This window comes from Microbacterium sp. H83 (assembly GCF_001650405.1).
Taxonomy (GTDB): Bacteria; Actinomycetota; Actinomycetes; order Actinomycetales; family Microbacteriaceae; genus Microbacterium.
The window spans coordinates 1-26,373 of sequence record NZ_LWCU01000016.1 but is presented as its reverse complement, the minus strand read 5'-3'; the positions used below and the strand labels follow the sequence as shown (position 1 = coordinate 26,373).

Genomic DNA, 26,373 nt, shown 5'->3' with positions numbered 1-26,373 from the left:
TGACGTGTCCTTCCATGATGTCAGGTGCAGGAAGGCGCCGCTCCGGAACCGACGTTCCGCGGGGGCGGAAAGGATCCTGGTGGCACCCGCCCCCTCCCGTTTCCCAGACTGTTCTCAGGAAAGGTGGCATCGATGAGGATCCTCGTGGTGTGCGGCGCAGGGGCGTCGAGCACGTTCGTCGCGCAACGACTTCGCCGCGCGGCGTCCGACGCCGGTCTCGACTGGGACGCGACGGCGGGCATGGAAAGCTCGCTCTCCGGCGGCGACCACGACCTCGTCCTCGTCGGCCCCCACCTCGCCGAGCGCCTCGACGCCATCCGCGCCGCCGTGCCCGTCCCCGTGGTCGTCCTCCCGGACGACGTCTTCGCGGACCGCGACGGCTCCCGCACCCTGGCTCTCGCGCGCTCGGTGATCGCCGAGGTCTGGAACACCCCGAAAGGAACATCATGACCGTCTCCCGCACCGTCCGCATCGGCTCGTCCCACGGCCTGCACGCCCGCCCCGCGAAGCTCTTCGCGCAGGCGGCGAAGGAGTCGGGCATCCCCGTCACGATCGCGAAGGACTCCGGCAAGGCCGTCAACGCGGCGAGCATCCTCGGAGTCATCGCGCTGGCGATCGAGCACGGCGACTACGTCACCCTCACCGCCGACGGCGAGGGTGCGGAGGGCGTGCTCGACACCCTCACCGAACTGCTGACGACCGATCACGACCAGGACACCGCATGAGCGGTCTGCGAGGGGTGGGCATCGGTCTCGGCGTCGCGCAGGGACCGGTCGTCCGGATGACGGAGGCGCTGCCGGCGCCGGAGAACACGGCGAGCACGCAGGGTGCCGACGCCGAGCGGGCGCGCGTCCGCGACGCCGTGGCGGCCGTGGCGCAGGAGCTCACGGCCCGCGGCGAGAAGGCGGGCGGCTCCGCGCAGGAGGTGCTCGAGGCCCAGGCGATGATCGCCGAGGACCCGACGCTGCAGGACGAGGTCGACGAGCGGATCGATGCCGGATCGACCGCCGAGTGGGCGGTGCACGACGCGTTCGCCGGCTTCCGCGCGACGCTCGAGGCCGTCGGCGGCTACCTCGGCGAGCGGGCCGCGGACCTCGACGACATCGCCCAGCGCGTGCTGGCCCGCCTGCGGGGCGTCGACGCTCCCGGCGTGCCCGATCCCGGGCATCCCTTCGTGCTGGTCGCGCGCGATCTCGCCCCTGCGGACACCGCGCTGCTCGACCTCGACCAGGTCCTCGCGCTCGTCACCTTCGACGGCGGCCCGACCTCGCACACCGCGATCCTCGCGCGCGAGAAGGGCATCGTGGCGGTCGTGGGCGCCGCCGCGGCATCCGACCTCGCGACCGGCACCGACGTGATCGTCGACGCCGCCGCCGGCATCGTGACCGTCGACCCGAGCGACGACGAGAAGGAGCGCGCCGAGCAGCGCGCCGCCGCCCGTCGCAGCGCCGACTCCGCACCACTCACCCCCGGCGCCCTCGCCGACGGCACGCTGATCCCGCTGCTGGCGAATCTGGGGAGACCTGCAGACGCATCCGATGCCGTCGAACGCGGGGCCGAGGGCGTCGGGCTGTTCCGCACCGAGTTCCTGTTCCTGTCGTCGTCGCAGGCGCCGACCGTGGAGCAGCAGCGTGCGTCGTACGTCGAGCTGCTCGCCGCGTTCCCCGGCAAGAAGGTCGTGGTGCGGATGCTGGACGCCGGCGCCGACAAGCCGCTCGCCTTCCTCAACGACGCCCACGAGGAGAACCCGGCGCTCGGCCTCCGCGGCCTCCGCGCCCTGCGCGCCAGCGAGGACATCATGCGGGAGCAGCTCACGGCCCTCGCCGAGGCGGATGCCGAGACCGACGCCGACCTCTGGGTCATGGCGCCGATGGTGGCGACCGTCGAGGAGACCGAGTACTTCACCACCCTCGCCCGCGAGTACGGTCTGAAGACGGCCGGCGTCATGGTCGAGGTCCCCTCGAGCGCCCTGCTGGCCGACCGCATCCTCGCGCACGCGGACTTCGCCTCCATCGGGACGAACGACCTGACGCAGTACACGATGGCCGCCGACCGCCTCCTGGGGTCCGTCGCGGGGTTCCAGGACCCCTGGCACCCCGCCGTGCTGCGGCTCGTGCGCGAGGTCGGCGCCGCCGGCGCGCGCCTCGGGAAGCCCGTCGGCATCTGCGGCGAGGCCGCCGCGGACCCGATGCTCGCCGTCGTGCTCGTGGGCCTCGGCGCCACGAGCCTGTCGATGGCGCCGTCCGCTCTCGCGGACGTCCGCCAGACCCTGTCCACCCGAACCCTCGACGAGGCCCGACACCTCGCCGAACTCGCACTGGCGGCCGACGACGCCGCCGGTGCACGCCTCGCCGTGGCCGACGCCACAGCACCCCTCCCCCCTCACCAGAAAGAGACGACATCATGACGACGACGTCACCGGCCGCCACGAAGCCAGGCGGCCTCCGAACGGGCGTGCAGCGCTTCGGCACGTTCCTGTCCGGAATGATCATGCCCAACATCCCTGCACTGATCGCGTGGGGAATCATCACCGCGTTCTTCATCCCCGTCGGGTGGACGCCGAACGAGCAGCTCGCGACCCTCGTCGGCCCGATCATCCACTACCTGCTGCCGATCATCATCGCCTACACCGGCGGCGTCATCGTCTACAAGACCCGAGGCGGTGTCGTCGCGGCCATCGCCGTCATGGGCGCCATCGCGGGGTCCGACTACCTGATCGCCCAGGTGAACGCGACCCTCCCCGAGGACAACCAGCTCGGCCAGATCCACATGTTCATCGGCGCGATGATCATGGCGCCGCTGGCCGCGTACACGATGAAGTGGCTCGACTCCCTGTGGGACGGCAAGATCAAGTCGGGCTTCGAGATGCTCGTGAACATGTTCTCGGCCGGCATCTGGGGCTTCGTCATGGTGGTCATCGGGTTCTACCCCGTGGCCTGGCTCGTCAACGGACTCATGAACGTGCTGTCGACGGCGGTGAACTGGCTGGTCGAGACGAACCTGCTCCCCCTGACGAGCATCCTGATCGAGCCGGCGAAGGTCTTCTTCCTCAACAACGCCATCAACCACGGAGTGCTGACGCCTCTCGGCACCCAGCAGGCGGCGGAGAGCGGCAAGTCGATCCTGTTCCTGCTCGAGGCGAACCCCGGCCCCGGCGTCGGTCTGCTGCTGGCCTTCACGATCTTCGGCATCGGCGCCGCGCGCGCCTCGGCACCCGGTGCGGCGGTCATCCAGTTCTTCGGCGGCATCCACGAGGTGTACTTCCCGTTCGCTCTCATGAAGCCCGTCCTGATCCTGGCGCTCATCGCCGGAGGCATGACCGGCGTCACCACGAACATGCTGTTCGACACCGGCCTGATCGCACCGGCCGCGCCTGGCAGCATCATCGCGGTACTCGGACAGACGTTCAGGACCGACTACCTCGGAGTGATCCTCTCGGTGATCCTGTCGGCTGCCGTCACGTTCCTCATCTCCATGCTCATCCTTCGCGCGAGCCGCAAGAAGGATCTGGCGAAGGAGGACGCGTTCGCCGCCGCCGTCGCGCAGACCGAGGCCAACAAGGGCAAGTCCTCCGACGCCCTCAGCGGGCTCGCGGCGAGCGCCGCCGCCGGCACCGTCGCGACCGACCGCCGCATCGAGAACGTGGTGTTCGCCTGCGACGCCGGCATGGGCTCGTCCGCGATGGGCGCCAGCGTCCTGCGCAACAAGTTCAAGAAGGCGGGAGTCGAGGGCGTCACCGTCACCAACCAGGCCATCGCGAACCTCGACGGCACCGCCGACCTGGTGATCACGCAGCAGCAGCTGACGGATCGCGCGAAGGCGCAGTCGCCGAACTCCGTCCACGTGTCCGTCGACAACTTCATGAACTCTCCGAAGTACGAAGAGGTCGTCGAGATGGTGCGCGAGCAGCGCGAATCCGGCGCGTGACAGACCGGGCGGGGCGGGTGCCGCGGCATCCGCCCCGCCTTCACCTCCCCAGAAAGGAAACACCATGAGCGTTCTCACTCTCGGACAGGTCCGCATCCACGCGGGATCCAGCACGCAGGAGGCTGCCCTCCAGGAGGCGACCGACATCCTCGTCACGGCGGGCGCCGTGACGCCGGCCTACGTCGACGCGATGCGTCAGCGCGAGGAGACCGTGTCGACCTACATGGGCAACGGCCTCGCGATCCCGCACGGCACGAACGATGCGAAGGACGCGATCCTCGGATCCGCTCTCTCGGTCGTCCGCTACGACGGCGGCGTGGACTGGGCCGGCGAGCAGGCGACGTTCGTGGTCGGCATCGCGGGCAAGGGCGACGAGCACCTGGAGATCCTGTCGCAGATCGCGATCCTCTTCTCCGACGAGGACGACGTCGAGAAGCTCAACGCCGCGCAGACGCCGGAAGAGCTGTTCGCCCTGCTGTCGGCCGTGAACGAGTGATGACGGGAGATCGCACCATGAAGGCGGTGCACTTCGGCGCGGGCAACATCGGCCGCGGCTTCGTCGGCCTGCTGCTGCACGAGGGCGGGTACGAGGTCGTGTTCTCCGACGTAGCCGACGCCCTGGTCGACGCGATCGACGCGGCGGACTCGTACACGGTGCGCGAGGCCGGACCCGGAGGACGCAACCACGTGGTCAGCGGCTTCCGAGCCGTCAACAGCCGCATCGATCCCGACGGCGTCGCGGCCGAGGTCGCCACGGCCGACGTCGTGACCACGGCCGTGGGACCCACGGTGCTGCGCTTCGTGGCGCCGACGGTCGTCGCGGGTCTCCGGCTCCGCTCCCCCGAGTCCGCGCCGCTGCAGGTCATGGCCTGCGAGAACGCGATCGGGGCGACGGACACCCTGCGTGCCGAGATCGAGAAGGCGGCGGGGGCGGATGCCGAGGAGCTGCTGTCCCGCGCGGTGTTCGCGAACACGGCCGTCGACCGCATCGTCCCGGCGCAGCCGGAGGGCTCCGGCGTCGACGTGACCGTCGAGCCCTACTTCGAGTGGGCGATCGAGTCGGGGCCGTTCGGCGGAGACCTGCCGACCATTCCCGGCGCGCATTTCGTCGACGACCTCGCGCCGTACATCGAGCGCAAACTCTTCACGGTCAACACGGGCCACGCGGCCACCGCGTACTTCGGAGCCCGGGCGGGCATCGAGCGGATCTCGGACGCCCTCGCCGACGCCGACATCGCGGCCCGCGTGTCGGCGGCCCTCGAGGAGACCTCCGCGGTACTGGTCGCCGAGCACGGTCTGGATCCGGCCGAGCTCGCGGAGTATCGAGCGAAGATCCTCGACCGCTTCCGCAACCCGGAGCTCGTCGACACGGTGCAGCGCGTCGGCCGACAGCCGCTGCGCAAGATCTCGCGTCATGAGCGGTTCATCGGACCGGCCGCCATGGCGGCGGAACGGGGACTGCCGACGATCGCCCTGATCGGCGCGGTGATCGCCGCTCTCGAGTTCGAGGACGCCGACGACGAGCAGGCCGTCGAGCTGCAGGAGCGGCTCCGCACCGAGGACGCCCTCGCCTTCACGACCGCCGCGACGGGGCTCGACCCGGAGCATCCGCTCTTCCCCGCCGTCCTCGACGCGGTCGAGTCGCGCCAGACGGCGCTGCGGGCGTCCTGACGCCGCTCCACAGCATCCGCACCGCTTCACCGCATCCGCACCCACGACGCCCCCTGCCGATACGATCGGCAGGGGGCTTCGGCTTCGGGTCGAGCACGACGACGTGCGGAGAGCAGCATGAACGGATACGCGGTGATCGGGGCGGGCCCGTCGGGGCTGGCCGCCGCCAGAGCGCTCACCGCCCGAGGGCTCGTCGTCGACGGGTACGAGTCGTCGCACGGCGTCGGCGGCCTCTGGGACATCGACAACCCGCGCAGCACCGTGTACGAGTCGGCGCACCTGATCTCCTCGCGGACGACGACCGAGTTCGCCGAGTTCCCGATGCGCACAGCCGTCGACTATCCCGGCCATCGGGCCGTGCGGCAGTACTTCCAGGAGTACGCCGATCGCTTCGGCCTCACGGCGCTCTACCGCTTCGGCACGTCGGTCACACGGCTCGAGCCGCGAGACGGTGGATGGGATCTGACGAGCGAGGGGCCCGAGGGGGCGCGCACGCGCCGGTATGCGGGCGTGATCCTGGCGAACGGCACCCTGGCCGAGCCGCACGTCCCCACCTTCCGCGGGCGGTTCTCCGGCGAGCTCCTGCACACCAGTTCGTACACGTCGGCCCGCCAGCTCGACGGACGGCGCGTCCTGGTCATCGGCGCCGGCAACTCCGGATGCGACATCGCGGTGGATGCCGTGCACCACGCCGCCCTGGTCGACATGAGCGTGCGGCGCGGATACCACTTCGTGCCCCGCTACCTGTTCGGGCGGCCCAGCGACACCCTGAACCAGGGACGGCCGCTGCCCGCTCGACTCAAGCAGGCCGTGGACAGCCGAGTGCTGAAGGCGTTCACCGGCGACCCGGTGCGGTTCGGATTCCCGAAGCCCGATCATCGGATCTACGAGTCGCACCCGGTGGTGAACACGATGGTGCTGAACCACCTCGGCCAGGGGGATCTGCGCATCCGTCCCGACGTCGAGCGCTTCGACGGCTCGACCGTGCGGTTCCGCGACGGATCCGCCGACGACTACGACCTCGTGCTGCTCGCCACCGGGTACACGCTCGACTACCCCTTCGTCGACCGCGCCCACCTGCACTGGCAGGGAGCCGCGCCTCGGCTCTTCCTCCACATCTTCCCGGCCTCGTTCAACGGCCTCTACGTGATGGGGATGGTCGAGGCCTCCGGCATCGGCTGGCAGGGCCGATACGAGCAGGCCGAGCTGCTCGCCTCCTATCTGGACGCGACGGAGAACGCGCCCACGCGGGCGGCGCTCTTCCGCGACCGGGTCGTCGGCGCGCCCTGGCCCGACCTCACCGGGGGCTACCACTACCTGAGCCTCGACCGCATGGCCTACTACGTGAACAAGGACGCGTACCGCGGCGCGGTGCGGAGGGAGATCCGGGCCCTCGCGGCCGACGGATCGTGAGCACGGGTCGCCCGGAGGTCGTCCACAGGCGGACGCCGTACCGTGGGAATGTGCAGAAGAAGCGTGGACGCCGCGTCCTCACCATCATCGGCTGGAGTCTCGTCACCGTCCTGGTGCTCGGAGTCGGCGGCATCGTCGCCTGGAGCCAGATCGGGGTCATGCAGGCCGAGCCGGCCCCGCTCGCCGCCGTCCGCGAGAACACCGCCATCCACGTCGAGGATGCGGAGCAGGGCATCGTCATGACGCCCGCCGACGGGGAGTCCGATCTGGGCCTCGTGTTCGTCCCCGGCGCCAAGGTCGACCCCTGGGCCTACGCCCCGATCCTGCAGAGCCTCGCCGAGGAGGGCGTCACGGTGGTGATCACGCGCCCCTGGCTCAACCTCGCGTTCTTCGACCTGCGCGGTCTCGACTCCTTCACATCCGCCGCCCCGGAGATCGACGACTGGGGCGTCGGCGGGCACTCCCTCGGCGGCGTGCGCGCATGCCAGCTCGCCGCGGATGCCGAGGCGCTGCTGCTCTTCGGCTCGTACTGCTCCACGGACGTCTCGGCGACGGACCTCGCCGTGCTGAGCATCTCGGGCAGCGAGGACGGCCTGTCGACACCCGAGAAGATCGACGCGGCGCGGGACCTGCTGCCCGCCGACGCCGAGATGATCGAGATCGAGGGCGCCTCCCACGCGTCGTTCGGCGACTACGGCCCCCAGGCGGGCGACGGCACCCCGACGATCTCCGACGCCGAGATGCACGCAGAGGTCGCCGAGATCCTGAACGCCTTCGTCGCACAGCTCGAGCGCGGCTGACGGCGCACCGCCGCGGCTCAGCCCCCGAGAACCTCGTCCAGCAGCGGATGCAGGTGCCGACTGCCGAGCACCCTCGACGCCGACTCGGCACCGGCGGCGAGCGCGGTCGGGACGTCCCGCCCCGCCAGCCGCGCATCGAGGACGCCCGCGAAGAAGGCGTCTCCCGCGCCGTTCGTGTCGATCACGTCCACCGGGACCGCGGCGACGCGGTGCTCGACGCCCGCGGCATCGACGGCCACCGCTCCGTCCGCCCCCAGGGTGCAGACCGCGAGCGACGCGCCGCGCTGCACGCGCGACCGGAGGAACGCGAGGGGATCCGGCAGCCGGTCCGCGTTGCAGAACACCGCGTCCGCCGCGTCGAGGAACGGTCGGTGGAACTCCGCCTCGCCGTCGTAGTCGTGCACGTCGACCCAGATCGGCGTTCCGGTGGCGCGGGCGGCGGGCAGCAGACGCCGCGGCTCGGCCGCGAGGTCGAGCACGACGGCATCCGCCGCTGACATCGCGGCGGCCAGGTCGTCGTCGTGGGCGCCGGACGTCGCGGACGGGGCGGCCAGGTAGAGCGACACCCGCTCGCCGCGGCGGGTCATGAGGTTGAGGTGCCGCTCGGTGGCATCCGCTCGCTGCCATCGCACCGTGACTCCGGCGGCGGAGAGCGCGTCGCCGATGCGCTCTCCGGGCCCGTCGGCGGCCCGCAGGGCGTGGAGCGAGGTCGTCCGGCCGAGGGCGGTCAGCGACAGGGCCTTCCCGGCGCTCGTGCCCCCGACGGTCTCCCAGGTCGCCTCGGCGAACTGCATGTGCGGAACGGGCTCGGGCAGGCGATCGAGCACGACGATCGAGTTCCAGGATGCGGGGCCCGCGATGAAGACGGATGCGGTCATGGGAGCCATCCTGCCGTGTCCGGGCGGTCAGCCGATGCGCGCGATCAGCGAATCCAGCCCCATGCCGTAGTCGATGCGAACGACGGGGAGCGCCAGCTTGTCCGTCCCGATGCCGACGTAGCCGGGCTCGATCGTGCGGGCCATCTCGAAGCCCGCGAGCGCGACCCCCTGCTTGGACGTGTCGTTGTAGTGGCCGAACGGATAGGCGATGACCTCGCGCACCCCCAGGACCTCCGCGGAGGCGTTCAGGTCCGCTGCGATCTCCTCGGCGGTCCAGTTCACCATCCGCCCCTTGCCGTTATCGCCGGCCTGATGCATGTCGTGCGTGTGCGAGCGCCGCAGGACGAACATCGACGGCGGCGGATCCTGTCGGTAGGCGGTGATCATGAACGAGGTCGACAGCAGCTCGTACCGGTCGATGACGGGGACCGCGAGATCGAACCAGGTCTGGTCGGCGTCGTCATCCGTGATGATCACCGAGCGCGCCGGGAGGAAGAGCCGTCCGTCGATGAACGCGCTCAGCTCGTCCCACGTGGGCAGATAGAAGCCCGTGGTCGCGATGTGATCCATCTGCGCCTCGAAGTCGCCGATGTAGGCGTAGTTGCCGCGCAGCCAGCCGCTCTCGCCGTCGGGGTTCGCGGTGAACTGGTGGTACATGAGGATCGGGATCTGCGCATCCTCGGCGAGGTTCTCGTCGGGTGTCTTCCATCCGGCGAACAGCTCGACCTGCTGATCCACGCAGACCACCGGGTCCGCCCCGTTGACGCGGGCGGCGACGGTGAACGCCGCCGCGTCCGCCTCCGACGAGTACCAGCCGGCGAAGACCCTGCCCTCCTGTGCGGGGATCGGCAGCCCGGCGTACAGGCCGTTCTGCGACTGCAGCATCGGATCGACCGGCGCACCGTCCCCCGTGAACGTCACGGCGCAGGCCGCCGGGTCGCCGGCATCCGCGACGAGCTGCTGAGCGGGCGTCAGGGGTCGCTCGATCGGCACCTCCCCCGCGCGCGGCGGGAGATCCTCCGGCTCGCGGGTCACCCACCACACGCCCGCCGCCGTCCCTCCTGCGAGGACGAGGACGACGATGCTGATGACGACGCCGACGATGCGGCGCTTCCCCCCGGAAGCCATGTCAGATGACCACGATCAGACGTCGAAGCCGTCGGCGATCATCTCGACGAGCTCTTCCCGCTCCTCGACCGGGAGGAACGCGGCGGCCGCGGCGTTGAACTGGAAGGTCTCGAGGTCGTCGAGGTCGTACTCGAAGGCCTCGACGAGCAGCGAGAGCTCTCTCGTCAGGGACGTGGCGCTCATCGTGCGGTTGTCGACGTTCACCGTCACGGCGAAGCCGAGCTGATAGAGGAGGTCGAACGGGTGGTCGGCGAGGGTGTTCCCCCACGCCGCGATCGCGCCGGTCTGCAGATTCGACGACGGCGAGAGCTCGAGCGGGATCTCGCGGTCGCGCACCCAGCGGGCGAGGTCGCCGAACTGCACCTGCACCTCGTCGCCCTCCTGCTGGATGACCTGCAGGTCCTCGGCGATGCGCACGCCATGCCCGAGTCGCAGCGCCCGTCCGTCGAGCAGAGCGGAGCGGATGGAGTCGAGACCCGCTGCCTCCCCCGCGTGCACCGTGACGGGGAGGAAGTTCTCGGCCAAGAGGTCGAACGCCGCACGGTGGTCCGATGCGGGGTAGCCGTCTTCCGGGCCCGCGATGTCGAAGCCGACGGCGCCGCGGCCGCGGAAGTCGAGCGCGAGCTCCGCGATCTCGCGCGAGCGATCGGTGTGTCGCATCGCGGTGATCAGCTGGCCCACGCGGATGCTGTGCCCTGCCCGGTCTGCGGCGTCCTCGCCCTCCTCGATGCCCTGCTGCACCGCCTCGACCGCCTGCTCCGGAGTGAGACCCCGGGTGAGGTGCTGCTCGGGGGCCCAGCGGACCTCGCCGTAGATGACCCCGTCCTTCGCGAGGTCCTGGACGAACTCGCGCGCGACGCGGCTCAGCCCTTCCTCGGTCTGCATGACGGCGGTCGTCAGGTCGAAGGTCTTGAGGTACTCGACGAGTGATCCCGAGTCGCTCTTCTTCGCGAACCACGAGCCGAGGGCCTTCGGCGTGGACTCCGGGAGCTCCAGACCGATCGCGTCGGCGAGCTCGATGATCGTCGCCGGACGCACCGCTCCGTCGAGGTGGTCGTGCAGCGAGACCTTCGGGAGCCTGCGCAGGGACACGCCCTGGATGGTGACGTCGCCGTTCGCGTCGATCGACATGGGAGTTCCTCTCGGTCGCGGATTCGCTCAGTTCAGGCTAGCGGCCCGGCGCTCAGGCCGTGATGCGCTCGCGGACGATCGGACCCGCCGCCGGTGCGTCGTCGCCGATGGCCCACGACCCCTCGAGCGCCTCCAGAGCGCGGGGGAACCGCGCCTCGTCCGCCGCCGAGAGGGTGAACAGCGGCTGACCCGCGACGACGCGGTCGCCGGGCTTCGCGTGCAGGTCGATGCCGGCCTCGAAGATCACCGGGTCCTCCGCTCGCGCGCGCCCCGCGCCGAGGCGCCATGCCGCGATGCCGAACGGGAGGGCGTCCATCTGCGAGACGACGCCGTCGACGGGGGCGGTGACGACGTGCGTCTCCCGGGCGGTCGCGAGCGGTGCGTCGGGGTCTCCGTCCTGGGCGCGGATCATGGCCTTCCAGCCGTCCATCGCGCGGCCGTCGTCGAGCGCCGCCTCGACATCGGCATCCGGCTGCCCGGCGAGCGAGAGCATCTCCCGCGCGAGCGCGATCGTGAGCTCGCGGACGTCGGCCGGGCCGCCGCCGGCGAGGATCTCGACCGACTCGCGCACCTCGTTCGCGTTGCCGATCGCGCGGCCCAGCGGGACGTTCATGTCGGTGAGCAGTGCCGTCGTCGCGACGCCCGAGTCGGTGCCGAGCGCGACCATGGTGCGCGCCAGCTCGCGCGCGCGGTCGATGTCCTGCATGAAGGCGCCGGAGCCGAACTTCACATCCAGCACGAGCGCGTCGGTGCCCTCGGCGATCTTCTTCGACATGATGCTCGAGGCGATCAGCGGGATCGCCTCGACGGTCCCCGTCACGTCGCGCAGCGCGTAGAGCTTCTTGTCGGCGGGCGCGAGGCCCGAGCCCGCGGCGCAGATCACCGCGCCGACGTCGCTCTGCATCTGCGCGAACATCTCCTCGTTGCTGAGCGCCGCGCGCCAGCCGGGGATCGCCTCGAGCTTGTCGAGCGTGCCGCCGGTGTGTCCGAGACCGCGACCCGAGAGCTGCGGGACCGCGACGCCGAACACGGCGACGAGGGGCGCCAGCGGAAGGGTGATCTTGTCGCCGACGCCGCCGGTCGAGTGCTTGTCGACGGTCTTCTTGCCGAGGGTGGCGAAGCTCATCCGCTCCCCCGACGCGATCATGGCGTCCGTGAGCACGCGGATCTCGTCGCGCTCCATCCCCCGCTGGAACACCGCCATCGCGAACGACGCCATCTGAGCGTCCGACACGTAGCCGCGCGTGTACGCGTCGACCATCCAGCGCAGCGCGTCCTCGGGGACGGCACCGCCGTCGCGCTTGGCACGGATGACGTCGACGGCGTCGAAGGGCTCAACGCTCATCGGGCGTCCTCCAGGTCTCGGGGGCCGAACGCGTCCGGCAGTACTTCGTCGATCGTCCGGATGCCGGAGACGGTCTCCAGCAGCATCCCGGGCATCGCGTGCTCGTAGAGGAGCTGGCGGCAGCGTCCGCACGGCATGATCGTCTGACCGTCGTTGTTCACGCACACGAACGCGACCAGCTGACCGCCGCCCGACATGTGGAGGTCTCCGACGAGGGCGCACTCGGCGCACAGCGTGACGCCGTACGAGGCGTTCTCGACGTTGCAGCCGGCGACGATGCGGCCGTCGCCCACGAGCGCCGCCGCACCCACCCGGTACCGGGAGTACGGGGCATAGGCCTTGGTCATGGCTTCTGTGGCGACCTGCCGGAGCTCGTCCCAGTCGATGTCGGTCATGTCTCTCCTAGGACTTGATGTACGGCTTGCCGCTCGCGGCGGGCCCGCGGATCTGGCCGGCGAACCCGGCGACGGCCAGAAGGGTGACCACGTACGGCAGCATGAGCATGAACTCGCTGGGCACCGGCGTCTTCAGGATCGACAGCAGGTTCTGCAGGTTCGTCGCGAAGCCGAACAGCAGGGCCGCGAGCGTCGCGCGGATCGGGTCCCAGCGGCCGAAGATCACCGCGGCCAGGGCGATGAACCCGAGCCCCGCGGTCATGTCCTTGCCGAACTGCGGCACGGACACCAGCGTGAAGTAGGCACCGCCGATGCCGGCGATCGCGCCCGCGAGCAGGACGTTCCAGAACCGCGTCGGGTTGACCTTGATGCCCACCGTGTCCGCGGCCTGCGGGTGCTCGCCCACGGCGCGCAGCCGAAGGCCCCACTTCGTGCGGTAGAGGCCCCACGCGACGACCGCGACCGTGATGAACATCAGGTACACGATGAAGGTCTGGTTGAACAGCACCGGGCCGATGATCGGGATGTCGCTCAGCACCGGGATCTTGATCCGGCTGAAGCGCTCCGGGGTGTTCAGCTCCGCTTCGTTCGGAGCCAGCAGGGCGCCGTAGAGGAACCCGGTGAGACCCGTGACGAGCACGTTCAGGACGACGCCGACGATGACCTGCTCGACGAGGTACTTGATCGCGAAGGCCGCGAGCACGCTGGCGACGAGCACGCCACCCACCATCGCGCCGATCAGACCCACGAAGGGGTTGCCGGTGATGCTCGACAGCAGCGCCGCCGAGAAGGCGCCGAGGAGCAGCTGCCCCTCGATCGCGACGTTCACCACGCCGGCGCGCTCGCCGATCACGCCGCCGAGAGCGCCGAACACGAGCGGGACGGACAGCGACACGGCGCCGAAGAGAAGGCTCGTGACGGGCACGAGTCCCCCGGCGCCCGCCCATACGAGGAAGTCGAACACCGCGAGCACGCCGAACGCCGCGACCAGCAGCAGCGAGGCCTTGCGATAGCTCCACGCTCGGAGGAACGCCGCGACGACGAGGACCACGAGGATGCCGAGGACGACCCAGCTGGTCGCCGCCGTGGGCAGCTCGACGATGGGGAGCTCGAACGACTGCGACTGGTCGCCGAGCCGGAAGGAGGTCGTGCCCGTGCGGGGCACGAGCGCCAGCAGGAGCGCGAGCAGCGCGGTCACCGCGGCGAGGGTGATCGGCGCCTTGAGGTGCCGCTCCCGCACGGTCGCGAGCTGGACGGTGCCGTCGGCCGCCTGGGTCTGCGCGAGCGAGGTCATGCGGTCACCGCCTTCTTCGCGGCCTTGGCTCTGGCCTTGGCCGCCTTCTCCGCGTCGGACTTGGGCAGGAAGAACACCGCGCGCAGCAGGGGCGGCGCGGCGATGAACAGCACGACGAGCGACTGCACGACGAGCACGATGTCGACGGGGATGTCCTGCGCCTGCATCGAGAACGAGCCGGCCTTCAGCGCGCCGAACAGGATGCCGGCGGCGAAGGTCCCCCACGCCCGGCTGCGTCCGAGGAGCGCGACGGTGATGGCGTCGAAGCCGATGCCGGCGTCGATCGTCTCGGTGATGCCGGTGGTGACGGCACCCTGCAGCTGATTCATCCCGGCCAGACCGGCGAGACCTCCGGCGAACAGCATCGCGTAGACGTAGACGCGCTGGACGCTGATGCCGGCGGCACGGGCCGCGTGCGGGTTCTCGCCGACCGCGCGCATGCGGAGGCCGAGCGACGAGCGCTCGATGAGCCACCACACGAACAGCGTCGCGATGATCACGATCACGAAGCCGAGGTCGAGGAGCGGGAACTTCGGTCCGAGCAGCTCGGGGAACTGCGCGCTCTCCGGCGTCGCGGAGCCGAGTGCCTGGTTCGTGCCCGGCTTCTGCAGGAGGCCGGGGGTCCGGATCATCCACAGCAGCAGGTAGTACGCGACGTAGTTCAGCATGATCGTCAGGATGACCTCGTGCGCACCGGTGCGCGCCTTGATCAGTCCCGCGATCGCGCCCCACAGCGCACCGCCCGCGATGCCCGCGATGAGCGTGACAGGGATGTGCAGCCAGAACGGCAGGTCGAGGTTGAACGTCAGAAGGCCCGCGATGCCGACCGCGATGAGCATCTGGCCGCGGGCGCCGATGTTGAACAGGCCGACCCGGAACGCCAGCGCGACGCCGAGACCGGCGGCGATCAGGGGCGCGGCGAACCCGAGCGTGTTCGTCAGGGGACGGATCTGGGCCGCGAAGTCCGCACCGCGCGCGTTGAAGATCGCCCCGCGGAACAGCGCCTCGTAGCCGTTGTAGACGGCGTTCCAGACCGCGGCGAACGTGTCGCTCGGGCGCTGGAAGAAGTAGCCGGATGCCGTCAGGACGTCCTCGTTGGTGAACGCGATCAGGATGCCGCCCACGACGAGCGCGAGGAAGATCGCGAGGATCGTGGTGACGGCGCTGCCGCGCAGCATCTCCTTGAGGATCACGTTGCCGCGCGGGGCCGGCGGGACGTCGCCCGTCAGAGGACCCGACGCGCGGGGAAGCTGCTCGGCCGGAAGGCCGGTGGTGGCGTCGTCCGCGCCCGGTGTCGTACCGCTCATGCGGCAACCTCTCCCTCGGCGGCGCCCGCCATCATCAGTCCCAGCGTCTCGCGCGGGGTGTCGCCGGGCACGATCCCGACGATCGTGCCTCTGTACATGACCGCGATCCGATCCGCGAGTGCGGCGACCTCGTCGAGCTCCGTCGAGACCACGACGACCGGGATGCCGGCATCCCGCGTCTCGACGATCCGCTTGTGGATGAACTCGATGGACCCGACGTCGACGCCGCGGGTCGGCTGCGCGGCGACCAGGAGTCGCAGCTCGCGGCTCATCTCGCGCGCGATCACGACCTTCTGCTGGTTGCCGCCGGAGAGCGTCCCCGCCGGTGTGTGCGGTCCCTGGGTGCGGATGTCGTACTCGACGATGCGCGCCCGGGCGAACTCCTCGAGCTCGGCACGACGGATCGTGCCGCCCCGGCTGAAGGCCTCATCGGTCGACCGGTCGAGGATGAGGTTCTCGGCGACCGAGAAGCCGGCGACGAGGCCGTCCTCCGTGCGGTCCTCCGGGACGAACCCGACTCCCGCGTCGAGGATCCCGCGCACGCTGCGGCCCACGAGCTCGGTGCCGTCGAGGGTGATCGAGCCCTCGACGCGCGCCGCGAGGCCGACGATGGCCTCGATGAGCTCGGTCTGGCCGTTGCCCTGGACTCCGGCGACGGCCAGCACCTCGCCGGGACGGACGGTGAAGTCCACACCGTCGACGACGATGGCGCCGGTCGGGGTGAGCACGCGGAGTCCCGAGACCTCGAGTCCGCCCTCGCCCAGACGCGGAGCCCCCTTCTGCACGGTCAGCTCGACCGCGCGCCCGACCATGAGCGACGCCAGCTCGGCGTTGGTCGCCGTCGGCGAGGCCTCCCCCACGATGCGCCCGAGACGGACGATCGTGATGGTGTCGGCCACCTCGCGGACCTCGCGGAGCTTGTGCGTGATGAACACGATCGCCGTGCCCTCGTCGCGGAGCTGGCGCATGATGCCCATCAGCTCGTCGGTCTCCTGCGGCGTGAGGACCGCGGTGGGCTCGTCGAACACGAGCACCTTCGCGTCGCGCGACAGCGCCTTGATGATCTCGACCCGCTGCTGGACGCCCACCGGCAGATCGCCGACGATCGCGTCCGGGTCGATGTCGAAGCCGAAGCGGGCGGCGACGGCGCGCACGTGCTCCCGCGCCTTGGCGATGTCGAGGCTGCCGAGGCCCTTCGTCTGCTCGTGTCCGAGCATCACGTTCTCGGCGACCGTGAACACGGGCACGAGCATGAAGTGCTGGTGCACCATGCCGATGCCGGCGTTCATCGCGTCACCGGGGCCGCGGAACCGCTGGACGACGTCGTCCAGCAGGATGTCGCCCTCGTCTGCCTGATACAGCCCGTAGAGGACGTTCATGAGCGTGGACTTGCCTGCGCCGTTCTCACCGAGCAGCGCGTGGATCTGCCCCGGCTCGACGACCAGGTCGATGTGGTCGTTGGCCACCAGGGTTCCGAACCGCTTGGTGATTCCGCGGAGTTCGAGCTTCATATCTGCACCTTATCCAGAAGAGTCATCCGGAGGAGTCGAGAATGGTCCGCCCATGGCACGGGGCGAGTGGCCGCTTTCACCACTCGCCCCGCCATGGATGTGAACTGCTTACGGGGAGTTCTCCGACTCCACCGTGATGTCACCCGAGATGATCTGCTCCTGCAGAGCGGCGATCTCGTCGAGCAGGCCGTCGGGCAGGTCGCCCTCGAACGCACCGAAGCCGGAGAGCTTGACGCCCTCGTTCTCGAGCGTGCCGATGTAGGGAGCCGGGTCGAAGTCGCCCTCGGACGCGGCGATGGTCGCGTCCTCGACGGCGACGTCGATCGCCTTCATGATCGAGAACAGCGTGACGTCGGCGACGGACTCGTCGGCGACGGCGAGGTCGCTGTCGACGCCGACCAGCAGCGTGTCCTTGCCGCTGTCCGCGATGGCCGCGGCAGCGCTCTGGTAGATCGGTCCGCCGACCGGGAGGATGACGTCGACGCCCTGGTCGAGCACACCCTGAGCGGTCTGCTTCGCGGTGTCGTTCGCGTCGAAGCCGCCCGTGAACGAGCCCTTCTGCGTCGCGATGTCCCAGCCGACGAGCTCGACCGCGCCGGACTTGTCCTCGTTGTACTTCTCGACGCCGAGCTGGAAGCCGTCCATGAACACGGCGACGGACGGGATCTGCATGCCGCCGAAGGTGCCGACCTTGTTGACGCCGGCCTGCGAGGACCAGCCCGCTGCGGCGTAGCCGCCGAGGTAGGCGGCCTGAGCCGTGTCGAAGACGAGCGGCTTGATGTTCGGGGCGTCCGTGGTGCCGTCGAAGTCGTTGTCCGCGTAGTCGTCGATGATCGCGTAGTCGATCTCGGGGTTCGCGAGCGCCGACTCGACCGTCGCGGCCGACAGCTTGAAGCCGACGGAGACGATGAGCGAGCAGCCCTCCGAGACGGCGGTCTCGAGGTTCGGGGCGTAGTCGTTGTCGTTCGCGGACTCGAACTCGAGCGGCTTGACGCCGAGCGTGTCCGCGGCGCGGTCCATGCCCTCCTTGGCCGACTGGTTGAACGACTTGTCGTTCCATCCGCCGGCGTCCGAGATGAGGCAGGGCAGGAAGTCGGATGCCGCGTCGCCTCCGCCGTCGCCGGATTCGGTCGGCGCCTGGCCGCAGCCGGCGAGCGCGAAGATCACTCCTGCGGCGACGGTCGCGCCGAGAAGCTTCTTGGTGGTGGAGATGGTCAACTCATGCCTCCTCAACGAACCCGCGGCCATCGCGGATCGATCAAAGTTACCTACTGTTTCGACGTTTGTGCATGCCGCGACGGCAGCCGCAAACGAATGGTTACAAAGCTGAAATCTAGTCAGCCGATGAGCGGGGGCGGCCGCTCATCAGAGCACATCGCCCCGTCCGGTGAGCTTGAGCGACTCCACGACGCCCTTCACGCGCTGGGCGTGCGCGACCGTCGTGACGAGCAGCGCATCCGGGGTGTCGACGACGACGATGTCCTTCACTCCGACCAGGCTGATGACCCGGGAGGTCTGGCTCACGAGGATGCCGCTGGCGGCGTCCGACAGCACCCTCGCGTTCGGCCCCAGCACCGCGAGGTCGTTCTTGCGGCCGTTGTTGATGAGCTTGGTGAGCGAGGCGAAGTCCCCCACGTCGTCCCAGTCGAAGTGGCCGGGGACGACGGCGAGCCTCCCCCTCTTCGCGGCGGGTTCCGCGACCGCGTAGTCGATGGCGATCTTCTTCAGGTCCGGCCAGATCCGGTCGACCGCGGGGCCGCGGCGGTCGCGGTCGTCCCACGCCTCCGCGAGCTCCAGCAGACCGGCATGGAGTGCGGGCTCGTTCGCGGCGATCTCGTCGAGGAGCACGCTCGCCTTGGCGATGAACATGCCGGCGTTCCACAGGTAGTCGCGATCGGCGAAGTAGGCCTCGGCCGTCTCGCGGTCGGGCTTCTCGACGAAGCTCTCGACCATCGCGGCCTCGCGTGCGCCGTCGACGACCAGCTCCGGTCCCTTCCTGATGTAGCCGAAGCCCACGGCCGGCTCCGTCGGTGCGATGCCGATCGTGCAGATGTATCCCTCGCGGGCGACCTCCACGGCATCCCGGACGGCGAACTCGAACACCCGCGTGCTGCGGATGACGTGGTCGGCGCTGAACGACCCGATGATCACGTCGGGATCGCGACGATGCAGCACCGCGGCCGCGAGACCGATCGCCGCCGCCGACTCGCGGGGCTCGGATTCGAGGAAGACGTTGAGATCGGGGATGCCGGGGAGCTCCGCCTCGACCGCGGCGCGGTGCGCGCGACCGGTGACGACGGCGATGCGGTCGTGTCCGGCCAGTGGTTCGAGCCGGTCCCAGGTGTCACGGAGGAGCGAGTGGCCGGAGCCGGTCAGGTCGTGCAGGAACTTCGGCGCATCGGCGCGGGAGAGCGGCCACAGTCGGCTGCCGATGCCGCCCGCGGGGATCACGGCGTAGAAGTTCTCGATCGGTCGGTTCACCCTGCCAGGGTAGCCCGGCGCCGCGACGGCAGTGCGCGACCGTGCAGCGACGACCGGATCCGGCATACCGATACAGACGTCTCGACATCGAGAGAGTTAGGGTCCCCTTCGTCGCCAGGGCGTGCGGACGGGAATAGGATGGGGACCGATCGGCCGTGCCCTCACGTGAAGACGGGTTCACGCTTGGACGACGCGATGCACGCGACCGAGTCACATCGATCCAGGGAGGACGACCGTGTCCACAAGCGCTCGCTTGACACCGTCGATTTCGGAAACCACGTCCAAGACACCGCGCGGCACCCTCTACCGGGGCCGCGAAGGCATGTGGTCGTGGGTGCTTCACCGCATCACCGGAGTCGCCATCTTCTTCTTCCTGTTGGTGCATGTGCTCGACACTGCGCTCATCAGGGTGTCGCCGGAGGCGTACAACGCCGTGATTGGCACCTACAAGAACCCGGTCATGGCCATCGGCGAGGTCGTCCTCGTCGCCGGCATCGTGTTCCACGCCATGAACGGTCTGCGCATCATCGCGGTGGACTTCTGGTCGAAGGGCGCCAGGTACCAGCGCCAGCTGTTCTGGGGCGTCCTGCTCGTCTGGGGCATCATCATGGCCGGCTTCGTGCCGCGCCACCTGATGCTCGCGTTCGGAGGAGAATCCTGATGAGCGCCCAGACCGTCGCCGCACCGACCCGCGCCCGCCGGGGAGTCAATCTCGAGAAGTGGGGCTGGCTCTACATGCGCGCCTCCGGGGTCGTCCTGGTCGTGCTGATCTTCGGCCACCTCTTCATCAACCTGATGGTCGGCGAGGGCATCAGCGCCCTCGACTTCGCGTTCATCGCCGGCAAGTTCGCCACGCCGTTCTGGCAGTGGTGGGACGTCCTCATGCTCTGGCTCGCGCTCATCCACGGCGCCAACGGCATGCGCACGATCGTCAACGACTACGTCACCGGTCCGACAGCGCGCAAGGTCCTGGTCTGGGCACTCGGCCTGGCGGCCGGTCTCCTCATCCTCCTCGGCACCCTCGTCGTCTTCACGTTCGACCCGTGCCTCGGCGTGACGGAGACGAGCACGCTGTGGGAGTCGTGCCAGGCGCTGGGCAAGTAGAAGAGAAGGCAAACGAGAAGTGACTACCGAGACCCAGGATTCCGTCGTGCGCGACGGCGTGCACTACCACCAGTTCGACATCGTCATCGTGGGCGCCGGCGGCGCCGGAATGCGTGCCGCCATCGAGGCGGGCCCGGGCGCGAAGACGGCCGTGATCTCCAAGCTCTACCCGACCCGCTCGCACACCGGTGCGGCGCAGGGCGGCATGGCTGCGGCGCTCGCGAACGTCGAGGAGGACAGCTGGGAGTGGCACACCTTCGACACCGTCAAGGGCGGCGACTACCTGGTCGACCAGGATGCTGCGGAGATCCTCGCCAAGGAGGCGATCGACGCGGTCATCGACCTCGAGAACATGGGTCTGCCGTTCAACCGCACGCCCGAGGGCAAGATCGACCAGCGCCGCTTCGGCGGTCACACGGCCGAGCACGGCAAGACGCCGGTCCGCCGCGCCTGCTACGCCGCCGACCGCACCGGTCACATGATCCTCCAGACGCTGTTCCAGAACTGCGTCAAGCTCGGCATCAACTTCTTCAACGAGTTCTACGTCCTCGACCTGCTGACGGTGAAGGACGCCGACGGCAAGACCCAGATCTCCGGTGTCGTGGCGTACGACCTCTCCACCGGCGAGCTCCACGTCTTCCAGGCGAAGGCCGTGATCTTCGCGACCGGAGGCTTCGGCAAGATCTTCAAGACCACCTCGAACGCGCACACCCTCACGGGCGACGGCGTCGGCATCGTCTGGCGCAAGGGCCTCCCCCTCGAGGACCTCGAGTTCTTCCAGTTCCACCCGACCGGGCTCGCCGGACTCGGCATCCTCCTCACCGAGGGCGCCCGCGGCGAGGGCGCGATCCTGCGCAATGCCTCGGGCGAGCGGTTCATGGAGCGGTACGCGCCCACCATCAAGGACCTCGCTCCGCGCGACATCGTCGCCCGGTGCATGGTCCAGGAGGTGGCAGAAGGACGCGGCGCCGGGCCGCACAAGGACTACGTGCTGCTCGACTGCACGCATCTGGGCGCCGAGGTCCTCGAGACGAAGCTCCCGGACATCACCGAGTTCGCCCGCACCTACCTCGGCGTCGACCCCGTCGTCGAGCCCGTGCCGGTGATGCCGACCGCCCACTACGCGATGGGCGGCATCCCGACGAACAACAACGGCGAGGTGCTCGCCGACAACGACACCGTGGTGCCCGGCCTGTACGCGGCCGGCGAATGCGCCTGCGTCTCGGTCCACGGCGCCAACCGCCTCGGCACCAACTCGCTGCTCGACATCAACGTCTTCGGCAAGCGCAGCGGCCGCAACGCGGTCGAGTACGTCAAGACCGCGGAGTTCGTGCCGCTCCCCGAGAACCCCGCCGGATTCGTGTCCGACATGCTCGAGGGCCTGCGGAACAATCAGGGCACCGAGCGCATCGCCGTGCTCCGCAAGACGCTGCAGGACGAGATGGACAAGGGCGCGCAGGTGTTCCGCACCCACGACTCCCTCCAGCACGTGCTCGGCGTCATCGCCGAGCTGCGCGAGCGGTACAAGAACGTCCACGTCGACGACAAGGGCAAGCGCTTCAACACCGATCTGCTCGAGGCCGTGGAGCTCGGCTTCCTCCTCGACATCGCCGAGGTCGTCGTGTACGCCGCGCAGAACCGCGAGGAGAGCCGTGGCGGCCACATGCGCGACGACTTCCCGAAGCGCGACGACGAGAACTACATGCAGCACACGATGGCCTATCTGACGGGCGACCCGCACTCGTCCGACCCGAGCGACCACATCGCGCTCGGCTGGAAGCCCGTCGTCTTCACCAAGAACGAGCAGGGCGAGTTGAACTACCCGCCGATGGAGAGGAAGTACTGAGAATGTCGAACGCACTCGCCGAGGCCCCCGCAGCGGCCGCGGAGGACACCGGCATCCAGTCCTTCATCGTCACGTTCAACATCCGACGGTTCGACCCCGAGGTCGACGCCGAGCCGCACTGGGTGGACTACGACGTGGAGCTCTACTCGACCGACCGCGTGCTCGACGCCCTGCACAAGATCAAGTGGGAGGTCGACGGCTCGCTGACCTTCCGTCGCTCCTGCGCCCACGGCATCTGCGGCTCCGACGCCATGCGCATCAACGGCCGCAACCGCCTCGCCTGCAAGACGCTGATCAAGGACCTCGACATCTCGAAGCCGATCTACGTCGAGGCGATCAAGGGCCTGCCGCTCGAGAAGGACCTCGTCGTCGACATGGAGCCGTTCTTCGCGTCGTATCGCGAGGTGCAGCCGTTCCTGGTGGCGAGCTCCGTGCCGGAGAAGGGCAAGGAGCGGAAGCAGTCCATCGCCGATCGCGAGATCTTCGACGACACTACCAAGTGCATCCTCTGCGCCGCGTGCACGTCGTCGTGCCCCGTGTTCTGGACCGACGGCCAGTATTTCGGCCCGGCCGCCATCGTCAACGCGCACCGCTTCATCTTCGACTCGCGCGACGACAACGCCGACGTGCGCCTGGACATCCTCAACGACAAGGAAGGCGTGTGGCGGTGCCGCACCACCTTCAACTGCTCGGAGGCGTGCCCGCGAGGCATCGAGGTCACCAAGGCCATCGCCGAGGTCAAGCAGGCCGTGCTCCGCGGCCGCCCCTGACGTCGACCGCGCAGAAAGGGCGGGCTCCCCTCACCGGGAGCCCGCCCTTTCGCTGTGCCCGGATAGGGTGAGGACGTGGCAGATCCCGACAAGGCGCCCTCCGGAACCGGTCGCCTCGACGCGGCGGTGGAGCGCGCCACGGACCTGACGAAGCGCACGCTCGGCCTGTTCCCGGTGCGCGTGTGGCGTCACTTCCTGCAGCACAACGGATTCCTGCTCGCCGCAGGCGTCAGCTACCAGGCGCTCTTCGCGATCTTCGCGGCGATCTACCTCGCCTTCGCGATCGCCGGCCTCTGGCTCGGCGGCAGCGCGGAGGCCGTCGACGGCATGATCGACCTGATCAACAGCTACATCCCCAACCTGATCCGGGACGAGGGCGGGATCGTCACGCCCGAGCAGGTGCGGGACATCGCCGCGGGCACCACCGGCGTGCTGAGCATCACGGGCCTCATCGCCCTCGGCACGGTCATCTGGACCGCCATCGGGTGGGTGACCTTCTCGCGGCGCGCGACCAGGGACATCTTCGGTCTGCCGCCGGACACGCGCAGCTACGTGCTGCTGAAGGCACGCGACCTGCTCGCGGCGCTGATCTTCGGCGTCGCGCTCATCGCCGGATCGCTGCTGAGCTCGGCGAGCGCGCGCGTCCTGAGCTGGCTCCTCAGTCTGATGGGATGGGATGCCGGGTCCACGGGCCTGAACCTCGGCATCCGCGTCGGGACGGTCGTCGTCTCGTTCGTGCTCCTCTCGGGCGCGCTCGCCTCGATGGTGCGCTTCCTCACCGGGACATCGCTGCACTGGCGCACCATCTGGCCGGGGTCGCTCCTCGGCGGCGGCGCGATGACCGTGCTCCAGTTCGGCGCCGGTTTCCTTCTGAGCTACACGCCCTCGAACCCGCTGCTCGCGACGTTCGCCATCTTCATCGGGCTGCTGCTGTGGTTCCGGATCAACGGCGTCGTGATGCTGGTGGCGTCGTCGTGGATCGCCGTCGCCGCACAGGACCGCGATCTGCCGCTGCACACGGAGACGGAGGCGGAGCAGCGGGTGTCGGAGCACCGCACCCTGGTCTCGGCGGCGCGCATCCGCGTGCGGGACGCGCACGCCGCGAGGGATGCCGCGCCGTGGCACCGGCGCTGGTCCGCGGACCGCGCGGTGCGCACCGCGGAGGACGAGCTCGCGAGGCTGGAGGCCTCCGCTCCCCCGCCGCCCGACTCGGGGTCCCCCCTCGCGCAGCGTCTCCTGGCGGAGATACAGCGGCCGTCTCGGGATGTCGGCGGCCCTCGTTAGGCTGGAACCATGCCTCATCTGCGTATCGCCTCGGTCAACGTCAACGGGATCCGCGCGGCGGCTCGCAACGGCATGAGCGCCTGGCTCGACGCCGCCGACGTCGACATCCTCACCCTGCAGGAGGTCCGCGGTCAGGACGAGCACCTCGAAGCCGCGCTGCCCGGCTGGACCTTCGTGCACGACGAGGCGACGGCGAAGGGGAGGGCGGGTGTCGCCATCGCCAGCCGCATCCCGGCTCTCGCGTCGCGCACCGACTTCGGGGACCTCGACTTCGACTCGAAGGGCCGCTGGATCGAAGCGGACTTCCTCATCGGCGACCGTCCGCTGACGGTGGTCAGCGCCTATGTGCACAGCGGCGAGGCCGACACACCGAAGCAGGATGAGAAGTGGAAGTTCCTCGATGCCTTCGAGCGTCGGATCGCCGAGCTGGGAGCGGATGACGGCGCGCTGGCGCTCGTCACGGGAGACCTCAACGTCGGGCATCGCGAGCTCGACATCAAGAACTGGCGCGGCAATCGGACGAAGGCCGGGTTCCTCCCCCGCGAGCGCGCGTACTTCGATCGCTTCCTCGGCCCCGCGGGCGACAGCGTCTCGGGCGCCGACGGATCGACGGGCACCGGACTCGGGTGGGTCGACGTGGGCCGCCGGTTCCACGGCGAGGTCGAGGGACCGTACACATGGTGGTCGATGCGCGGCAAGGCCTTCGACAACGACTCGGGATGGCGCATCGACTACCACCTCGCGACGCCCGCGCTCGCGGAGCGCGTCACGGCGTATCACGTGGCCCGCGCAGCCGCGTACGACCAGCGCTGGAGCGATCACGCGCCGGTCGTCGTCGACTACACGTCCTGAGCGGCCCGCCCGCACGTCGCGGCTCCGTCCTGCCGCCGCTGCCGGGCGCCCCTCCGCGGCCCCGTAGGATTGGACGGTGACCAAGCCTCGTCTCTACTCAGGAATGCAGCCCTCCGCCGATTCGCTTCAGATCGGCAACTACATCGGGGCGCTCCTGCAGTGGCGGGAGCTGCAGAACTCGTACGACGCCTACTTCTCGGTCGTCGACCTCCACGCGCTCACCGTCGCCCAGGACCCCGCGGAGCTGCGCGAGAAGACCCGCCGGACGGCCGCGCAGTACATCGCGGCGGGCATCGAGCCGTCGCAGTCGACTCTGTACGTGCAGTCGCACGTGCGCGCGCACGCCGAGCTGGCATGGATCCTGTCGACCATCACCGGTTTCGGCGAGGCCGGCCGGATGACGCAGTTCAAGGACAAGTCCGCGCGGTACGGCGCCGATGCCACGAGCGTCGGCCTGTTCACGTACCCCGTGCTGATGGCTGCCGACATCCTGCTCTATCAGACCGACGTCGTGCCGGTCGGCGACGACCAGAAGCAGCACGTGGAGCTCACCCGCGACCTCGCCGAGCGCTTCAACTCGCGCTTCGGCGAGACGTTCGTCGTTCCGCGGCCTGTGATCCAGAAGGACACCGCCCGGATCTACGACCTTCAGAACCCGACGTCGAAGATGTCGAAGTCGGCGGAGAGCGACGCCGGAGTGCTCTGGATGCTGGACGACCCTGCGAAGTCGGCGAAGAAGATCATGCGAGCGGTCACCGACACCGAGGGCTCCGTGCGCTTCGACCGCGAGAGCAAGCCGGGTGTCTCGAACCTGCTCACGATCTACGCGGCCCTGACCGGCCGGCAGGTGCCGTCGATCGAGGACGAGTATGCGGGGCGGGGCTACGGCGATTTCAAGAAGGGCCTCGCCGAGGTCGTCGTGAACGAGTTCGAGCCCGTGCGGGCCCGTGCCCTCGCCCTGCTCGACGATCCGGCCGAGCTCGACCGCATCCTCGCCGCGAACGCGGCCCGTGCCGACGAGGTCGCCGACGCCACTCTCACGGCCGTCTACGACCGCGTGGGCCTGCTGCGACGCGTCTGAGTCGGCCTAGGATGGGGGCGTGACTGATCCGCAGCTGCCCCCGTCCGGCGCCGTTCCTCCCGTGCCTCCGGCGCAGCCCGCCGATCCGGCGCCGTACCCGGCACCGCCCGCGTACCCGTCGGCTCCGCCCGCCGCCCCGACGTACGCCCCGGCAC

The 26,373-nt window shown here is 69.7% G+C and carries 25 protein-coding genes; 15 read left to right on the top strand and 10 right to left on the bottom strand.

Features of this window, described 5'->3' with window-relative positions; translation table 11 throughout:
* Positions 1-132: 132 nt before the first annotated feature.
* From A4X16_RS08390 to A4X16_RS08355, 8 genes are all read left to right on the top strand, one after another.
* On the top strand, positions 133-450 hold the full coding sequence (locus A4X16_RS08390; RefSeq protein WP_067119363.1) for a PTS sugar transporter subunit IIB: 318 nt from the start codon (positions 133-135) through the stop codon (positions 448-450).
* Entirely contained in the window at positions 447-725 is a 279-nt protein-coding gene (locus A4X16_RS08385) for an HPr family phosphocarrier protein (RefSeq protein ID WP_067119248.1), read from the top strand. Before A4X16_RS08390 ends, A4X16_RS08385 begins: the two co-directional genes overlap by 4 nt.
* On the top strand, positions 722-2,407 hold the full coding sequence (ptsP, locus tag A4X16_RS08380) for a phosphoenolpyruvate--protein phosphotransferase (protein ID WP_082914366.1): 1,686 nt from the start codon (positions 722-724) through the stop codon (positions 2,405-2,407). The genes A4X16_RS08385 and ptsP overlap by 4 nt, the downstream gene beginning before the upstream one ends.
* Complete coding sequence (locus A4X16_RS08375; RefSeq protein WP_067119245.1) at positions 2,404-3,927, top strand: PTS mannitol transporter subunit IICB; 1,524 nt, start codon at positions 2,404-2,406, stop codon at positions 3,925-3,927. Before ptsP ends, A4X16_RS08375 begins: the two co-directional genes overlap by 4 nt.
* A 64-nt stretch (positions 3,928-3,991) precedes the next feature.
* Positions 3,992-4,423, top strand: a complete 432-nt coding sequence (locus A4X16_RS08370; protein ID WP_067119242.1) for a PTS sugar transporter subunit IIA — start codon at positions 3,992-3,994, stop codon at positions 4,421-4,423.
* Between the two features lie 17 nt (positions 4,424-4,440).
* Positions 4,441-5,598, top strand: coding sequence for a mannitol-1-phosphate 5-dehydrogenase (locus A4X16_RS08365; RefSeq protein ID WP_067119353.1), 1,158 nt, complete (start codon positions 4,441-4,443; stop codon positions 5,596-5,598).
* 117 nt (positions 5,599-5,715) lie between these two features.
* The gene (locus tag A4X16_RS08360; RefSeq protein WP_067119239.1) at positions 5,716-7,011 is read left to right on the top strand and encodes a flavin-containing monooxygenase; all 1,296 of its coding nucleotides are present in this window, start codon (positions 5,716-5,718) and stop codon (positions 7,009-7,011) included.
* Between the two features lie 50 nt (positions 7,012-7,061).
* Entirely contained in the window at positions 7,062-7,811 is a 750-nt protein-coding gene (locus tag A4X16_RS08355) for an alpha/beta hydrolase (RefSeq protein ID WP_067119235.1), read from the top strand.
* Between the two features lie 17 nt (positions 7,812-7,828).
* Here A4X16_RS08355 and A4X16_RS08350 read toward each other — a convergent pair whose 3' ends face one another.
* The 10 genes from A4X16_RS08350 to A4X16_RS08305 all read right to left on the bottom strand — a co-directional run bounded on the left by A4X16_RS08350 (position 7,829) and on the right by A4X16_RS08305 (position 19,281).
* The gene (locus A4X16_RS08350) at positions 7,829-8,689 is read right to left on the bottom strand and encodes a carbohydrate kinase family protein (protein ID WP_067119231.1); all 861 of its coding nucleotides are present in this window, start codon (positions 8,687-8,689) and stop codon (positions 7,829-7,831) included.
* 27 nt (positions 8,690-8,716) lie between these two features.
* Complete coding sequence (locus A4X16_RS08345) at positions 8,717-9,817, bottom strand: polysaccharide deacetylase family protein (protein WP_067119228.1); 1,101 nt, start codon at positions 9,815-9,817, stop codon at positions 8,717-8,719.
* 15 nt (positions 9,818-9,832) lie between these two features.
* Positions 9,833-10,948 (bottom strand): adenosine deaminase, encoded by a 1,116-nt coding sequence (locus A4X16_RS08340; protein WP_067119225.1) that lies wholly within the window; start codon positions 10,946-10,948, stop codon positions 9,833-9,835.
* 52 nt (positions 10,949-11,000) lie between these two features.
* On the bottom strand, positions 11,001-12,293 hold the full coding sequence (locus tag A4X16_RS08335; protein ID WP_067119223.1) for a thymidine phosphorylase: 1,293 nt from the start codon (positions 12,291-12,293) through the stop codon (positions 11,001-11,003).
* Positions 12,290-12,688 carry a cytidine deaminase gene (locus A4X16_RS08330; protein WP_067119220.1) on the bottom strand — a complete coding sequence of 133 codons (399 nt, stop codon included), beginning with the start codon at positions 12,686-12,688 and terminating at the stop codon, positions 12,290-12,292. Before A4X16_RS08330 ends, A4X16_RS08335 begins: the two co-directional genes overlap by 4 nt.
* Positions 12,689-12,695: 7 nt before the next feature.
* The gene (locus A4X16_RS08325) at positions 12,696-13,982 is read right to left on the bottom strand and encodes an ABC transporter permease (protein WP_067119218.1); all 1,287 of its coding nucleotides are present in this window, start codon (positions 13,980-13,982) and stop codon (positions 12,696-12,698) included.
* Positions 13,979-15,289: an ABC transporter permease gene (locus tag A4X16_RS08320; protein ID WP_067119215.1), complete on the bottom strand. Its 1,311-nt coding sequence runs from the start codon at positions 15,287-15,289 to the stop codon at positions 13,979-13,981. Before A4X16_RS08320 ends, A4X16_RS08325 begins: the two co-directional genes overlap by 4 nt.
* Positions 15,286-16,800 carry an ABC transporter ATP-binding protein gene (locus tag A4X16_RS08315; protein ID WP_067119212.1) on the bottom strand — a complete coding sequence of 505 codons (1,515 nt, stop codon included), beginning with the start codon at positions 16,798-16,800 and terminating at the stop codon, positions 15,286-15,288. The genes A4X16_RS08320 and A4X16_RS08315 overlap by 4 nt, the downstream gene beginning before the upstream one ends.
* A gap of 108 nt (positions 16,801-16,908) precedes the next feature.
* Positions 16,909-18,018: a BMP family lipoprotein gene (locus tag A4X16_RS08310; protein ID WP_067119208.1), complete on the bottom strand. Its 1,110-nt coding sequence runs from the start codon at positions 18,016-18,018 to the stop codon at positions 16,909-16,911.
* Positions 18,019-18,165: 147 nt separating this feature from the next.
* Positions 18,166-19,281, bottom strand: coding sequence for a mannose-1-phosphate guanylyltransferase (locus A4X16_RS08305; protein ID WP_067119351.1), 1,116 nt, complete (start codon positions 19,279-19,281; stop codon positions 18,166-18,168).
* A gap of 235 nt (positions 19,282-19,516) precedes the next feature.
* Between A4X16_RS08305 and sdhC the strand changes: the two genes are divergently transcribed.
* The 7 genes from sdhC (at position 19,517) to trpS (ending at position 26,218) form a co-directional block, all read left to right on the top strand.
* The gene (gene sdhC / locus A4X16_RS08300; protein ID WP_082914365.1) at positions 19,517-19,942 is read left to right on the top strand and encodes a succinate dehydrogenase, cytochrome b556 subunit; all 426 of its coding nucleotides are present in this window, start codon (positions 19,517-19,519) and stop codon (positions 19,940-19,942) included.
* Complete coding sequence (locus tag A4X16_RS08295; protein ID WP_067119201.1) at positions 19,942-20,385, top strand: succinate dehydrogenase hydrophobic membrane anchor subunit; 444 nt, start codon at positions 19,942-19,944, stop codon at positions 20,383-20,385. The genes sdhC and A4X16_RS08295 overlap by 1 nt, the downstream gene beginning before the upstream one ends.
* Positions 20,386-20,404: 19 nt before the next feature.
* Positions 20,405-22,231 carry a succinate dehydrogenase flavoprotein subunit gene (sdhA, locus tag A4X16_RS08290; RefSeq protein ID WP_067119197.1) on the top strand — a complete coding sequence of 609 codons (1,827 nt, stop codon included), beginning with the start codon at positions 20,405-20,407 and terminating at the stop codon, positions 22,229-22,231.
* A gap of 2 nt (positions 22,232-22,233) precedes the next feature.
* Positions 22,234-23,001 carry a succinate dehydrogenase iron-sulfur subunit gene (locus A4X16_RS08285; RefSeq protein WP_067119193.1) on the top strand — a complete coding sequence of 256 codons (768 nt, stop codon included), beginning with the start codon at positions 22,234-22,236 and terminating at the stop codon, positions 22,999-23,001.
* 75 nt (positions 23,002-23,076) lie between these two features.
* Complete coding sequence (locus tag A4X16_RS08280) at positions 23,077-24,285, top strand: YihY/virulence factor BrkB family protein (protein WP_067119191.1); 1,209 nt, start codon at positions 23,077-23,079, stop codon at positions 24,283-24,285.
* Positions 24,286-24,294: 9 nt separating this feature from the next.
* Positions 24,295-25,137: an exodeoxyribonuclease III gene (locus tag A4X16_RS08275; protein WP_067119188.1), complete on the top strand. Its 843-nt coding sequence runs from the start codon at positions 24,295-24,297 to the stop codon at positions 25,135-25,137.
* 76 nt (positions 25,138-25,213) lie between these two features.
* On the top strand, positions 25,214-26,218 hold the full coding sequence (gene trpS, locus A4X16_RS08270; RefSeq protein WP_082914364.1) for a tryptophan--tRNA ligase: 1,005 nt from the start codon (positions 25,214-25,216) through the stop codon (positions 26,216-26,218).
* Positions 26,219-26,373: the final 155 nt, after the last annotated feature.